Genomic DNA, 14,215 nt, shown 5'->3' on the forward strand with positions numbered 1-14,215 from the left:
AGCCCGACGATGCTCAGACTGTTTCGCACCCTCGCCCGCGGCGCCGCCGCCCGCGCCGAAGAAGACCTGTTCGACCGCAACGCCCTCCTCATCCTCGACCAGCAGATCCGCGAGACCCGCGCCGCCCTGGAGCGCAGCCGCCAGGCGCTGGCGGCTTCGGTGGCCGGCGACCGGGCCGAGGAGCGCCGCCTCGCCGAGGTCGAGGCCCGCGCCACCGATCTCGAGACCCGCGCCGTGGCGGCACTCCAGTCCGGGCGCGATGACCTGGCGTCGGAGGCCGCCGAGGCGATCGCCGAACTGGAGGCCGAGCGCGACGCCATCCGCGCCGCCCGCGGCCGTTTCGCCGCCGAACTCGTCCGCATCCGCGCGGCGGTCGCCGACGCCACCCGGCGCCAGGCGGACCTCGAACGGGGCCGGCGCCTCGCCGCCGCGGCCGAGACGGCCCGCCGCCTGCGGGTGAGCCCGGCGCCGCAGGACCGGGCGACCCTCAAGGAAGCCGAGGCGACGCTGGCGCGACTGCGCAGCCTCCAGGCCGAGGCCGACGACACCGAGGAGGCCCTGCGCGAGGCCGAGCCCGGCGCCGACCTCGCCGAGCGGATGGCGCGCGCCGGCTTCGGCCCGAGCTCCCGCCCGGCCCCGTCCGCGATCCTCGACCGCCTGCGCGCCCGGGCCGAGGCGCCCCGCCAGCCGGCCGCCTGATTGCCGCGCTGCGGCTGCGCAAGCGGGCCCCTCCCCCCTCTGCGGGGAAGGGTGCCTGCGGAGCAGGCGGGAGAGGGGAGACCTCTCCGAACAGCGCGCTCCCCTCTCGCGGGACATCGTCCCGGCCTGACCCGCTTCACGGGCCACCCTCTCCCGCAAGGGGGAGAGGGAATGCGCGGCGAGCTTCATCGCCAGGCCCACCTTCCGAAATCACCCCAACCCGAGGAGAATCCCCATGACCAACGAGACCACGCAGCATTCCGGCGCCTGGGTCGCCTTCACCTACGCCTCGTTCCTCGGCTCCGCCGCCATGGTGGGCCTCGGTATCCTGTTCATGCCCATCGACATCTGGATCAAGGGCTACCTCGCCATGGGCACGATCATGCTCGTGCAGTCCTGCATCACCGCCACCAAGACCATCCGCGACGTCCACGAGGGCCGGCGCATGGTCAACCGGATCGAGGACGCCAAGACCGAGCGGCTGCTGATGTCCGTTAAGGATTGAGCGCCGCGCCCCGACCGCCGCCCGGCGAATTGACGGCCGGGCGGCGGGATGGGACATCCCCCGGCATGACCATGCCCGAATCCTCCGTCCCCCCGCTGCCCGAGGCCGAGCGCGACGCTGTGAAGGCCGAGGCGACGGCCTGGTTCACCACCCTGCGCGACCGGATCGTCGCCGCCTTCGAGACCCTCGAGGCGGAGGCGACCGGGCCGTTCCATCCCGATGCCCCGGCCGAGCCCGGCACCTTCGTGAAGACGCCCTGGCAGCGCACCGACCACACCGGCGCGCCCGGCGGCGGCGGCACCATGGCGATGATCAAGGGCCGGGTCTTCGAGAAGGCGGGCGTCCACGTCTCGGCCGTGCACGGCGAGTTCGCCCCGGAGTTCCGCGCCCAGATGCCGGGGGCGGCCGAGGACCCGCGCTTCTTCGCCACCGGGATCTCGCTGATCGCGCATCCCTGGAACCCGAACGTGCCGACCGTGCACATGAACACCCGCTTCGTGGTGACCACGAAGACGTGGTTCGGCGGCGGCGCCGACCTGACCCCCGTGCTCGATCGGCGCCGCACCCAGGACGACCCGGATTCCCTGACCTTCCACGCGGCCATGCGGGAGGCCTGCGACGCCCACGCGCCCGCCGCCGACTACGCCCGCTACAAGGCCTGGTGCGAGGAGTACTTCCACCTCAAGCACCGCAACGAGCCGCGCGGCATCGGCGGGATCTTCTACGACTATCACTGGACCGGCGACCCCAAGGCCGACCTCGCCTTCACCCGCGACGTGGGCGGGGCCTTCCTCAAGGCCTACCCGGCCATCGTGCGCGCCAACCTGGCGACACCCTGGACCGAGGCGGACCGGCTGGAGCAGCAGGTCCGGCGCGGGCGCTACGTGGAATTCAACCTGCTCTACGACCGCGGCACGATCTTCGGCCTGAAGACCGGCGGCAACGTCGCCTCGATCCTGTCGTCGCTGCCCCCCACGGTGCGCTGGCCGTGAGCGCTCCGGCCGCCCCTCCGGCGGACATTACCGAGACCAACCGGGCGGTGGCGCGCATGCTGGCGGCGGCCCTGGGCGGCGTGCCCTCCGTCGCCCGGCACGCCGACGAGACGGGTCGCAGCCACGTCGACATCCTGACCTGCCGCGACGCCCCGCGCCCCGGCCTCACCGCCTGCGCCACGGTGACCCTGGCCAACCACCCGCTCTACCAGGACGGCGTCGAATTCCCCGGGCGCTGCGAGATCCTGGGTGTGAGCACCGACCCGGACGTGGCGCGGATGGTGGCGGCCTGCGCCTTCCAGGTCATCGACGGGCGCTGGTTCCTGGCCCCCGGCATCGTCTTTCCCGGCCTGCTCACGGGCCTCTCGGCGAGCCTCGCGCACGTCCTGTTCGTGCCGCCGGCCCTGTTCGAGGCCCGGCTGGAGACACCGGCCACCGCAGACGCGGCGCTGGCCTTCCTCCAGGCGGTGCCGATCTCGGAGGCCGAGTACGCCTTCGCGCAGGAATCCGGGGGCGATGCCCTGGAGGACCTGTTCGCCGCGCGCGGTACCGACCTCTTCGACCTGCAGCGGCCCTCGGTGCTCTGATGGCCGATGCCCCCCTGCCGACCCGCTTCGCCCCGCAGCAGGACGCGGCCCTGAAGGCGATTTCCGACTGGCGCAAGTCCGGCGGCCAGCAGGTCTTCCGCCTCTTCGGCTACGCCGGCACCGGCAAGACCACCCTCGCCCGGCGCATCGCCGACGACGTCGAGGGCACGGTGGTGTTCGGCGCCTTCACGGGTAAGGCCGCCTCGGTGATGCGCCAGAAGGGCTGCCACGACGCCGCGACGATCCACAGCCTGATCTACCGCACCAAGGAGACCGAGGACGGCGGCCCGGCCTTCACCCTGAACCGCACCGGGCCGGTCTCGAAGGCCGAGCTCATCGTCATCGACGAGTGCTCGATGGTCGATTCGGATCTGGGCAACGACCTCCTCTCCTTCGACCGGCCGGTGCTGGTGCTCGGCGACCCGGCGCAGCTGCCGCCGGTGCGCGGGGGCGGCTTCTTCACCGAGGCCGAGCCCGACGTGATGCTCACCGACGTCCACCGGCAGGCGGCCGACGACCCCATCGTCCGCATGGCGATGACGGTACGCGAGGGCGGGCGCCTCACCCTCGGCGACTACGGCGAGAGCCGCATCGTCTCGCGCCGGTCCATCGACCCGGCCGTGGTGCTGCAGGCCGACCAGGTGCTGGTGGGCATGAACAAGACCCGGCGGCTCTACAACAACCGCCTGCGGGAGCTCGCCGGCCACACCGACCCGATGCCGGCGGTGGGCGAGAAGCTCGTCTGCCTGCGCAACGACCGGACCAAGGGCCTCCTCAACGGCTCCACCTGGACGGTGCATGCGCAGCGTTCGTCACCGCGCTCCGACACGGTGCGCCTCGACGTCGTGCCCGAGGACGACCCGGCCCTGCGCCGCCGCCCGGTGGACATCAAGGTCCTCAAGGCCGTGATGTCGGGCTCCGAGGAGGAGATCCCGGCCTTCCTGAAGCGCGAGACCGACGAATTCACCTACGGCTACGCCCTCACGGTCCACAAGGCGCAGGGCTCGCAATGGGACGACGTCGTGCTGTTCGACGAGTCCTTCGCCTTCCGCGAGCATCGGGCGCGCTGGCTCTATACCGGCCTGACCCGGGCGGCGAAGCGGATCACCGTTGTGGTCTAGGGGGGCTTGCATGGCCTCCGGCGGCTTGCGCGTTGCCGGCCCCTCGGGGACAACGGAGGCGTGCGCGGGGGGGGGGGAGATTCGCATGGCCTTGACCGGACGTTGCCGCTGCGGCGCCATCCACGACGTGGCCGCGGGCGAGCCTAGCCACGGCGCCCTGTGCCACTGCACCGATTGCCGGCGGTCCTCGGGCGCACCCGCGGTGGGGTTCGCGCTGTTCCCGGACGAGCGGATCACGATCACCGGCACCCCGACCGCCTACGTATCCTCGCCCGGCGTGCTCCGCGAATTCTGCGGGACCTGCGGCACCAACCTGTTCTACCGCAACGCGGCGGTCTTCCCGGGCCAGGTCGACCTCCAAACCGCGACCCTGGACGATCCCGACGCCCTGCCCCCGTCGATCCGCATCCAGGTCGCGGACGCGCCCGAATGGTTCGGCCGGTTCGACGCGCTGCCGGCCTTTCCGCGCTATCCCGGATAGGCCGAGACCCCGGCGGCGCTTGGAGCGAACCCCGCGAGCACCTACGTGAGCGGTTCTCCCACCCGAACCGGAGCCTGTCTTGTCCCATTCCGAAGCGAGCGGTCCGCCGCAGATGCACGCCACCACGATCCTCATGGTCCGCAAGGGCGGCCGGGTGGTGATCGGCGGCGACGGGCAGGTCAGCCTCGGCCAGACCATCGTCAAGGGCAATGCCCGCAAGGTCCGGCGCCTGGCCAAGGGCACGGTGATCGGCGGCTTCGCGGGAGCCACCGCCGACGCCTTCACGCTGTTCGAGCGGCTGGAGGCCAAGCTCGAACAGTATCCGGGGCAGCTGACCCGGGCCTGCGTCGAGCTGACCAAGGACTGGCGCACCGACCGCTACCTGCGCCGCCTGGAGGCGATGATGCTGGTGGCCGACAAGGAGGTCAGCCTGCTGCTCTCGGGCGCGGGCGACGTGCTGGAGCCGGAAAGCGGCGTGATGGCGATCGGCTCGGGCGGGAACTACGCCCTGTCGGCTGCGCGCGCCCTCGAAGACAGCAGTCATGACGCAGAAGAGATCGTTCGCCGGGCCATGCGGATCGCCGCCGAGATCTGCGTCTACACGAATGACAGCCTCGTGATCGAGACCTTGGAAACGTCTGAAAGCTGACCGAGCTCCGATCCGTTAACCGAAGTTTTCGAGACACTGCTTACGAGCTTGAATGAAAGCTCGTGACGGGATCTCGGACATGACGATCAAGGCGAAGATACTGATGTTCGTCCTGGCCTGCGGGGCGATCGCCCTGGTGGTCGCGGGCGTCGGGATCGGCACCCTTTCGGCCTTCAACGCCGCGATGGTCGAGTCCCGGCAGGCGGCCCGCCGGGCCCTCGACGCGGCCAACGTCAACCGGCTCGTGAGCAACGTCGTCCTCGAATCCCGCGGCGTCTACGCCGCCAAGGACACGGCCGACGCGCAGAAATACGCCGACCGGATGCGGCAGAACCTGACGGCGATGAACGACCTCCTCGCCGCCCTGGGCCGGCGGGTGCCCGAGGCGGAGCGCGCGCAGTTCGAGCGGGTCGTGCAGGGGGCCGCCACCTTCACCAGCCTGCGCCAGGAGATCGCCAGGGCGGGAACCGCGGTCGCCCCGAAGGCGGCGGCGGATCTCGGCTTCAACGAGGCCAACCGCGCCAACCGACAGGCCTTCCAGGATTCCATCGACGCCCTGGTGGCCGGCGGCCAGGCCCAGGTCACCGCCATCGATGCCGCGACCGACGCCCTCTACGACAGCCGCCTGACCCTGCTGATCGCCCTGGCGGCCGGCGGCACCCTGGCGAGCCTCGTGCTCGGCATCCTGATCGGGCACCGGCAGATCGCCGCGCCCCTCGCCCGGGTCGCCGCGGCGATCCGGCGCCTGTCGGAGGGCCAGCTCGACCTGCCGGCCGTCAAGCCGGGGCGCGACGAGATCGGCGCCATCTGGGCCAGCATGCAGGTCTTCGCCCGCTCCATGCGGGAGGCCGAGACCCTGCGGGCGACGCAGGACGAGGCCGCCGGGCTCGCCTCGACCCGCCGCCGCACCGATCGGACAGAGCTGGCCGACCGCTTCCAGGGCAGCGTGGGCGCCCTCGTGGGCGACCTCTCCGATGCCGCCGCCGCCATGGAGGAGACCGCCCGCTCGATGTCGGCCCAGGCCGAGCGCACCAACCGGCAATCGGCCGCGGTGATGCGCGCCGCCCAGGAGACGGCGCAGAACGTCCAGGCCGTGGCCGCCGCCACGGAGGAACTCGCCGCCACCGCCAACGAGATCGGGCAGCAGGTCGGCCAGACCTCGGCGGCGGCCGCCAACGCCGTCGAGAGCAGCCGCCAGACCAACGCCCGCGTCGAGGCCCTCGCCGAGGGCGCCGCCCGCATCGGCGACGTCGTCGCCCTGATCTCGAACATCGCCGGCCAGACCAACCTGCTGGCGCTCAACGCCACGATCGAGGCGGCGCGGGCCGGCGAGGCGGGCCGGGGCTTCGCCGTGGTCGCCACCGAGGTGAAGACCCTCGCGGCCCAGACCGCCAAGGCCACCGACGAGATCACGGCGCAGATCGGCATGATCCAGGCCGCCACCCGCGAGACCGTCGAGGCGATCCGCGAGATCGGCACGACCATCGGCAGCGTGCACAGCATCGCCCTCGGCGTCGCGGCGGCGGTGGAGGAGCAGCAGGTCGCCACGCAGGAGATCGCCCGCAGCGTCAGCGACGCCGCCCGCGGCACCCATGACGTCACCGAGACGATGGCCGAGGTCCAGGGCGCGGCGGTGGAGGTGGGCGCCGGGGCCGCGCAGGTTCTCGCCTCGGCAGCGGAGCTCGCCCGCCGCTCCAGCGCCCTCGACGGCGAGGTCACGCACTTCGTGGGGTCGATCCGCGCCGCCTGAGACACGGGACCGTCTGGAAAGGGCGGGGCGGCGCGCTTAAGTCGGGGACGTGCGTCGCCCAGCCCCCTGTCCCGCCCGACGCGGCATCGCCCTCGCCCTGCGCGGGGCGACCCACCGCGAGGTTCCGTCGTGATCACCGCCGACCACCTCCGCCGCGCCGTGGCCGAGGGCATCATTACCGAGATCCAGGCCGCCTCCCTCGATCGCCTGGCGCGGGCGAACCCGGGGCCGGACACCGGCCTCGACGCGCCGCGCGACGACGAGCGCCTGCGCTTCGTCTCGGGCTTCGCCGACATCTTCGTCACCCTCGGGCTGTTCCTATTCCTCGGCGCCTGCGCGCATTTCGGCCTGTCGGCCCTCGGCCCTGCGCCCGGCTACGCCCTGATCGCCGCCCTCTCCTGGGGGCTCGCCGAATTCTTCACCCGCCGGCGCCGCATGGCCCTGCCCAGCATCGTTCTGCTGGTCCTCTTCGCCCTCGCGGTGCAGTCGTCGGCGGCCTTCGGACTCGCCGGTGCGGGGACGACAGGGGCGAGCTGGCCGACCCTGTTCGACCTGATGGCGACCGACCGCCTGGGCCCAGGCCCGCTGATCGGCAGCGGGCTGGCGACCCTCGGGCTGGTGACCCTGCATTACCGACGCTTCGCCGTGCCGATCACCGTGGCGGCGGGCGCGGCCGCCCTCTGCGCCGTGCTGCTCGGCCTCCTGCTCGTCGTGGCGCCGGACCTGACCCTGGCGGCGCGCAACGCCCTGTTCATCGCCGCCGGCCTCGGCGTCTTCGCCCTGGCGATGCGCTTCGACCTGTCCGACCCGGCCCGCGTCACCCGGCGCACCGACATCGCCTTCTGGCTGCATCTCCTGGCCGCCCCCCTGATCGTGCATCCGATCCTCGGCACCCTGACGGCCGGCGGCGGACAGGCCGCGACCCTCGGCGTGCTGGCGATCGTGCTCGGCCTCGCGGGCATCGCGCTCGCGGTGGACCGGCGCGCGCTGCTGGTCTCGGGCCTCGTCTATGCCGGGATCGCCCTCGGGTCCCTGGTCCGGGAGGCCGGGTTCGCCGGCAGCACGATCCCGCTGAGCCTCCTCACCCTCGGGGCCTTCATCCTGGCGCTCAGCGCCGGGTGGCACCCGTTGCGCGCCGCCCTGCTGCGCGCCATCCCCCGCCCCCTGGCAGCCCGGCTGCCGCATCCGATCGGAGCGTGATGACCACCTTCTCTCCCCGCGAGATCGTCTCGGAACTCGACCGCTTCATCGTCGGGCAGGCCGACGCCAAGCGCGCGGTCGCCATCGCGCTGCGCAACCGCTGGCGCCGGCAGCAGCTCACCGGCCCCTTGCGCGAGGAGGTCGCGCCGAAGAACATCCTCATGATCGGGCCGACGGGCTGCGGGAAGACGGAGATCGCCCGCCGCCTCGCCCGCCTCGCCGGAGCGCCGTTCCTCAAGATCGAGGCCACCAAGTTCACCGAGGTCGGCTATGTCGGCCGCGACGTGGAGCAGATCGTGCGCGACCTCGTGGAGGTCGGCATCGGCCTCAAGCGCGAGGAGAAGCGCCGCTCGGTGAAGGCCAAGGCCGAGGCGGCGGCGGAAGCCCGCATCCTCGACGCCCTGGTGGGCCCGACCGCGGGCCAGGCCACCCGCGACAGCTTCCGCAAGAAGCTGCGGGCGGGCGAGCTCGACGACAAGGAGGTCGAACTCGAGCTCTCCGGCGGGGCGCCGGGCGGCCTGCCGATGTTCGACATCCCCGGCATGCCGGGCGCGTCCATGGGCGCGGTCAATCTCGGCGACATGCTGGGCAAGGCCCTCGGCGGCCAGAAGGGCAAGCCGCGCCGGATGACGGTGACGGACGCCTACGCCCCCCTGCTGGCGGAGGAATCCGACAAGCTGGTCGACGCCGAATCCCTGACGCAGGAGGCGATCCGCGAGGTCGAGGACAACGGCATCGTCTTCCTCGACGAGATCGACAAGATCTGCGCCCGCGAGGGCCGCTCCTCGGCCGACGTCTCGCGCGAGGGCGTGCAGCGCGACCTGCTGCCCCTGATCGAGGGCACCACCGTGGCGACGAAGCACGGGCCGGTGAAGACCGACCACATCCTGTTCATCGCCAGCGGCGCCTTCCACGTCTCGAAGCCCTCCGACCTGCTGCCGGAGCTGCAGGGCCGCCTGCCGATCCGCGTCGAGCTGCAGCCGCTCACCGTCGAGGATTTCCGCCAGATCCTGACCTCGACGGAGGCGAGCTTGCTGAAGCAGACCGTGGCACTGATGCAGACCGAGGGCGTCACCCTCGAATTCAGCGAGGACGCGGTGGACGCCCTGGCCCGCGTCGCCGTGGACGTGAACAACTCGGTGGAGAACATCGGCGCCCGCCGGCTCCAGACCGTGCTGGAGCGCGTCATCGACGAGATCTCCTTCACGGCCACCGACCGGTCGGGCGAGACCGTGCCGATCGACGCCGCCTACGTCCGGTCGCGGGTGGAGAGCCTGGCGGCGAACGCGGATCTGAGCCGGTTCATTCTCTAGGTCGGGTCGCCGCCCGGACCGTAGACGCGGCCCGGCGGCGCCGGAGGGTCCCGGACCTGCCCCGGGGTGCGTTGCGCCTGTGGACCGGGCCGGCTGGTGGGGCGCCCGTCACGGGATGGCCGGCGGCCTTCGTCTCCGCGAGGCGCCGAAGGCGGGCCCCGGATGAATCGCCGTGACGGGGTGCCCAGCCGCGGCGGTGGCCCCGGACCGCGTCAGGCTTCCCAGACCTGGCCCGGCCGCATGGCGAGGAAGCGCTCCGGGGCGAGGCCCTGCGCTGCGCAGGCTTCCGCCAAGGCGTCCACCGGCTGCTCGATGCCCTCGTCGGTGAGCTGGAAGGTCCCCCAGTGGTGGCCGAGCATCTGGTCGGCTCCGAGGAGCAGCCCCGCCTCGACGGCCTCGCCCGGGTCCATGTGCTGGTCCTTCATGAACCAGCGCGGCTCGTAGGCCCCGATCGGCAGGGTGGCGAGGCGCGGCGGCCCGAAGCGCGCGCGGGCTTCCCGGAAGGTCGCCCCGTCGCGGAGGCCCGTGTCGCCCGAGTGGTAGTGCACGCCCGCCGGGGTCGTGAGGACGAAGGAGCACCACAGGGCCATGCGCCGGTCGTTGAGGCCGCGGGCCGACCAGTGATGGGCGGGGGTGACGTGGAAGGTCAGGCCGCCGCCGAGATCCACCGACTCGCCCCAGTCGCGGGTCTCCACGTGCATGGTGTCGTCGTAGGCGCGCAGGATCGCCTCGTTGCCGAGCGGCGCCAGGACCAGCGGCTGATGCGCCTGCCAGATCCGTGCGACCGTCGCCCCGTCGAGATGGTCGTAGTGGTTGTGGGTGATCAGCACCGCGTCGATCGGGGGCAGGTCGGCGAAGGCGATCCCCGGCGGGTTCACCCGCTTGGGGCCGGCGAATGGCACCGGGCTCGCCCGGCGGGCATAGACGGGATCCACCAGGATGTTGCGGCCGGCGACCTGGAACAGGTAGCTCGCATGCCCGATCAGGGTGACGCGCAGGCCCGAGACCCGCTCCGGCGGCACCTCGGCGGCGTAGGGGCTCGGGTGGAAGGCCGGCCAGGCCTGGCGCAGGGGGCTGTCGACCCCGCGCCGGGAGCGCCAGCGGGCGATGTCGCCGAGGGTCTTGTCCGGCGGCTGGTCCGGGCTGTGGAAGCGGACCCCGTCGAAATGGTCGCTGCGCGGCCCGCGATAGTAGGGATTGCGCCCGCGCTTGTGGGCGGCATAGCCGACCCCGCCGAGCGTCATCACCGTGGCGGCGCTCAACGCCTTGATCAGACTGTGCCGTTTCATGGATCCGAGATGGCGGCTGCGGCGCGCCGATCAAGCGCCGCGGCCACGCATCGCAGGTCGATGCGCGGGTGCCGGCCGATCACGAGCGCCAACGCAGCTCCTGCGTGGCCAGGGGATTGGCGAAGGGCCGCCCCTCCCGGGCCGCCTGCAAGGCCTCGCGCTTGAGGCGGAAGTACCATTGCGACGGCAGGTCGCCCTGGCCGAACAGCACCATGGTCGGCTTGCGGTCGAGGCCGGCCTGGGCGTGCTGGAGCACCTGCTGATCCTGGGTGAGGAACTGGCGCATTAGCGGCCGCGCCACGGGCTTGAGGAGATTCAGCGCCGGCATGTTCCAGTAGAGGGCGTTGGTGAGCATCGTCCGGTTCTGGGTCAGGGGCGTGGCGAAGGTGTAGTTCGCCACCCGCTTCGTCCCGGCCTCGATCCGCTCCAGCCGCACCCCCGGCAGGCGGAACTCGATCTCCACCGCGGGCACGCCGCCCAGGAGCCGGTAGACCGGCGAGCTCGTCGTGGTGGCGTGGCTCGTCATGGTGAAGCCGTGCGGGGTCGGCGTGAAGGTCTTCACCTTCTCCCTCAGCTCCTTCGAGGGCCGGAACCACCAGGAATCGTGCACGAAGGCGACGTGGCCGGGATCGACGAGACTGAGCGTCGTCAGGTCGAAGGAGGCCTCGACCACGAGTTCGACCACCAGGGAGCCGGCCGCCGTGAAGCCGAGGTCCGGCAGCGCCGCCGGGGGCGAGCCGGTCTCCGGCCCGAGATACGGATTGACCCAGGCGAAGCCCGCGCTCTCGCTGATGGGAAAGCGCTGCACCGCGATGCGCGTGAAATCGGCCGTGTCCGAGGCCGAGAGGGTCGGCACGTCGCGACAGCGCCCGTCGGTGCCGAAGCGCCAGCCGTGGAACGGACAGGTCAGTTCGCCGCCGTCGAAGCGGCCCTTCGACAGGGCCATGCCGCGATGGGGACAGCGGTCGCGCAGGGCGAAGGGGGCGCCGGAGGCCTCGCGGCCCAGGACGATCTGCTCGCCGTTGAGCTCCACGGCGCGCAGGGCTCCCGCCTTCAGGGACTCGGACCGGCCGACGCAGTACCAGGCGTCGGGCAAGGGCTGGCGCATGGCGTCCGGGTCGAGCGCCGCCTCGTCGGGCGCCGGCATCCGCAGGGCTGTGGACATGGAGGGGAGCGGGTCCGTGGCCGGTGGGCGCGGACACGAGGTCGGTGCCGCGCCGCGCGAGGGGAAGGCCGGAACCTTTAGACCGCCGTCGGGGCCGAGGCCAGCCGCCCCCTGCGGCTTCGGGGACGCTCACCAAGGGAGCGGCGGATGGGCGCGGGCGCAGGCCTTTTCAAACCGAAAGGGGCTGACTAACTTCGGCTCACCCGCAACGAACGAAAGGAGGTGATCCAGTGTCTCATTGTCATCAGCCGCTCACCCCGGCCACCCGGACCTGGACCGTCGCCTCCGGCGCAGCCTTCTAGCGCTCGACGCGAACGTGAGAGTTCCGGCCGGACAAGAGCGGTTCGGCAATGGAAGGGCCGCCCCTCACGGGGCGGCCCTTCGCTGTTTCAGGGTGAGGGCGTCGGGGGCGCAGGCCTCAGAGGCCGTTGCGCTTCTGGAAGATGGGCTGCGCCAGCGCCTCGGCCCGGGCGGCCCAGAGGTCGCGCTCGCTGCGCATCTCTGAGAGCTGCGCGGCCTCGTCCGCGCTCCTGGCCCGGAGGTCGCGGACCTCCTTCTCGAGTTCGCCCTGGGACGCGCTGAGCCGGTCGCGCTCGCGGCGCGCCTCTTCGAACTCCTGCATCTCGGCTTCGACATGGGCGCGCAGGTTGCGCAGCTCGCGGGCGATGACGCCCTGGAGCGCGTCGTAGCGGTCGTTCTCGACCTTGAGCTTGGCCTTCAGCATGATGTTCTCGGCCATGAGGTCCGAGAGGTCGCCCTCGGCGGCCTCCGCCGGGGCGGGGGCCGGCGTCACGACCCGCGGCGTCCAGGTCTTGGTCGGCTCGGCGGCCCGGGCCTCGTCCGCCAGCGGGGCTGGAGCGACGGTCGGCTGCGGCTCGGCGCCCGCCGGATGGGTCGCGGCTTTCATCGCCGCCAGCCAATCGCGCAGCGGACCGGGCTGCGGCCGGGTTGCCGTTTCGTACGGGGCGGGGTGACGGGCTGCTTCGGACATCGGCTGATCCTCGACTCTTGAGACGCATCCGATCAAAACATGCTTAACGAACCGTAAAGAGCCGCGACGTCAGGGTGTCGCCGGGGTCTCTCGAGGCCCCGCACGCAGACCTCGCCGTCGCGCGGGCCGTGCCCACGCAGTCCCTGTCCAGAAACGACGTCCTCCTCAAGGATCGCAGTGCCTATGACGCGCGAACATCCCGAAGCCCTCGAGTCCCCGCATCTCGCCGGCCTCCCGGGCATTCGGCACGCCTTCTTCACCCGGCGCGGCGGCGTCTCGGAGGGCATCTACGCCGCGCTCAACGGCGGCCTCGGCTCGAACGATGCGCCCGACCACGTAGGCGAGAACCGCCGCCGCATGAGCCGTCACCTGGACGTCCCGGCGGACGCCCTCGTCAGCCTGTACCAGGTTCACTCGCCCGACGTGGTGGTGGTGGAGGGTCCGATCGCCCTGGCCGATCGCCCCAAGGCCGACGGGATGGTGACACGGGTCCCCGGCCTCGCCCTCGGGATCGCCACGGCCGATTGCGGGCCGATCCTGTTCGCCGATCCGGAGAACCGCGTCGTGGGGGCCGCGCATGCGGGCTGGAAGGGCGCCCTGGGCGGCGTGATCGACCGGACCCTCGCGGCGATGGAGGGCCTCGGCGCCGCGCGCGACCGCATCGTCGCGGTCCTCGGCCCGACGATCGCGCAGGCCTCCTACGAGGTCGGGCCCGACTTCATCGCACGATTCCGGGCGGACGCCCCCGGCTTCGAGCGCTTCCTCGGTCCCGGAGTACGGGAGGCTCATGCGCAGTTCGACCTGCCGGGCTTTATCCTGGCGCGCCTCGCGCAGGCTGGGGTCACCCGGGCGAGCGATCTCGGGTGCTGCACCTACGCGGATCCCGACCGATTCTACAGCTACCGCCGGACCACCCATCGCGGCGAAGGGGATTATGGCCGCCTGATCTCCGCGATCGCGCTGTCCCCGTAGGCTGCCCAGCCCCTGCGACACTTTGTCAAAGACGGGTGAGGAAAAAAGCGTGGCCGTACGCGAACCTTGGCCATTGATGCGCGTTCGGTGTTCACGGAGTGGGTGAGAATAAGACGAGTACCGCCACAAAGGGGCCGCGTTCGCTGCGGCTGGCGTGATCGTAACGCAACAGCTTCTCGCACGCTGCTGGCTTAAAGACGGGGAACTGCAGCGGACGCCACCCGTAAGAGTGGCGCCGGTGCGTAACGGTTAGAGGACCAGATCATGAAATCCTTCCTTCGCAGCGCCACCGCGCTCGCCGGCATCGCGATCGCCGGCTCCGCCTTCGCCGCCGACCTTCCGCGTCGTCAGGCTCCCCCGCCGGTGTTCGTGCCGGTGCCGGTGTTCACCTGGACCGGCTTCTACGCCGGTTTCAACGCCGGTTACGGCTTCGACGCTTCCAGCAACAACCAGCCGACCGTCATCGGCGTGAACGGCGCCAGCACCCTGGTCCTGCCGGGC

General features: G+C 72.0%; 14 protein-coding genes and 1 pseudogene. 12 read left to right on the forward strand and 3 right to left on the reverse strand.

The genetic code is table 11. The features are described from left to right. Nucleotides 1-9: 9 nt before the first annotated feature. From ASF20_RS03315 to hslU, 10 genes are all read left to right on the forward strand, one after another. Nucleotides 10-699 carry a PspA/IM30 family protein gene (locus ASF20_RS03315; protein WP_056270771.1) on the forward strand — a complete coding sequence of 230 codons (690 nt, stop codon included), beginning with the start codon at nt 10-12 and terminating at the stop codon, nt 697-699. A 235-nt stretch (nt 700-934) separates the two neighbouring features. Continuing rightward, nucleotides 935-1,204, forward strand: a complete 270-nt coding sequence (locus tag ASF20_RS03320; RefSeq protein ID WP_055948388.1) for a YiaA/YiaB family inner membrane protein — start codon at nt 935-937, stop codon at nt 1,202-1,204. A gap of 71 nt (nt 1,205-1,275) precedes the next feature. Further along, entirely contained in the window at nt 1,276-2,196 is a 921-nt protein-coding gene (gene hemF / locus ASF20_RS03325; RefSeq protein WP_200927184.1) for an oxygen-dependent coproporphyrinogen oxidase, read from the forward strand. Beyond that, nucleotides 2,193-2,783, forward strand: a complete 591-nt coding sequence (locus ASF20_RS03330; protein ID WP_056270778.1) for a suppressor of fused domain protein — start codon at nt 2,193-2,195, stop codon at nt 2,781-2,783. The genes hemF and ASF20_RS03330 overlap by 4 nt, the downstream gene beginning before the upstream one ends. Beyond that, nucleotides 2,783-3,904 carry an AAA family ATPase gene (locus ASF20_RS03335; RefSeq protein WP_056270781.1) on the forward strand — a complete coding sequence of 374 codons (1,122 nt, stop codon included), beginning with the start codon at nt 2,783-2,785 and terminating at the stop codon, nt 3,902-3,904. Before ASF20_RS03330 ends, ASF20_RS03335 begins: the two co-directional genes overlap by 1 nt. A 91-nt stretch (nt 3,905-3,995) precedes the next feature. Continuing rightward, nucleotides 3,996-4,385: a GFA family protein gene (locus tag ASF20_RS03340; RefSeq protein WP_244476313.1), complete on the forward strand. Its 390-nt coding sequence runs from the start codon at nt 3,996-3,998 to the stop codon at nt 4,383-4,385. A 112-nt stretch (nt 4,386-4,497) separates the two neighbouring features. After that, a complete protein-coding gene (gene hslV, locus ASF20_RS03345; RefSeq protein ID WP_156389583.1) occupies nt 4,498-5,034 on the forward strand; it encodes an ATP-dependent protease subunit HslV in 537 nt (178 codons plus the stop codon). A gap of 79 nt (nt 5,035-5,113) precedes the next feature. Beyond that, the gene (locus tag ASF20_RS03350; RefSeq protein WP_056212483.1) at nt 5,114-6,784 is read left to right on the forward strand and encodes a methyl-accepting chemotaxis protein; all 1,671 of its coding nucleotides are present in this window, start codon (nt 5,114-5,116) and stop codon (nt 6,782-6,784) included. Nucleotides 6,785-6,913: 129 nt separating this feature from the next. Continuing rightward, nucleotides 6,914-7,984 (forward strand): hypothetical protein, encoded by a 1,071-nt coding sequence (locus ASF20_RS03355; RefSeq protein ID WP_056270788.1) that lies wholly within the window; start codon nt 6,914-6,916, stop codon nt 7,982-7,984. Further along, the gene (gene hslU, locus ASF20_RS03360; protein WP_056212486.1) at nt 7,984-9,297 is read left to right on the forward strand and encodes an ATP-dependent protease ATPase subunit HslU; all 1,314 of its coding nucleotides are present in this window, start codon (nt 7,984-7,986) and stop codon (nt 9,295-9,297) included. The genes ASF20_RS03355 and hslU overlap by 1 nt, the downstream gene beginning before the upstream one ends. 212 nt (nt 9,298-9,509) lie before the next feature. On the opposite strand, the gene ASF20_RS03365 is transcribed toward hslU, so the two are convergent. The 3 genes from ASF20_RS03365 to ASF20_RS03375 all read right to left on the reverse strand — a co-directional run bounded on the left by ASF20_RS03365 (nt 9,510) and on the right by ASF20_RS03375 (nt 12,742). After that, entirely contained in the window at nt 9,510-10,586 is a 1,077-nt protein-coding gene (locus ASF20_RS03365; RefSeq protein ID WP_056270792.1) for an MBL fold metallo-hydrolase, read from the reverse strand. Between the two features lie 79 nt (nt 10,587-10,665). Further along, nucleotides 10,666-11,751, reverse strand: coding sequence for an aromatic ring-hydroxylating dioxygenase subunit alpha (locus ASF20_RS03370; RefSeq protein WP_056270796.1), 1,086 nt, complete (start codon nt 11,749-11,751; stop codon nt 10,666-10,668). Between the two features lie 418 nt (nt 11,752-12,169). Then, entirely contained in the window at nt 12,170-12,742 is a 573-nt protein-coding gene (locus ASF20_RS03375) for a hypothetical protein (protein ID WP_082487640.1), read from the reverse strand. Between the two features lie 183 nt (nt 12,743-12,925). On the opposite strand from ASF20_RS03375, the gene pgeF reads away from it, so the two are divergent. Together pgeF and ASF20_RS24810 are read left to right on the forward strand one after the other, a co-directional pair. After that, the gene (pgeF, locus tag ASF20_RS03380; RefSeq protein ID WP_056270800.1) at nt 12,926-13,714 is read left to right on the forward strand and encodes a peptidoglycan editing factor PgeF; all 789 of its coding nucleotides are present in this window, start codon (nt 12,926-12,928) and stop codon (nt 13,712-13,714) included. A gap of 264 nt (nt 13,715-13,978) precedes the next feature. Further along, nucleotides 13,979-14,215 (forward strand): annotated as a pseudogene (locus ASF20_RS24810) (porin family protein); the annotation flags it as partial.

Origin of the sequence: Methylobacterium sp. Leaf88 (assembly GCF_001422795.1) — a bacterium.
In the GTDB taxonomy this organism is placed as follows: Bacteria; Pseudomonadota; Alphaproteobacteria; order Rhizobiales; family Beijerinckiaceae; genus Methylobacterium.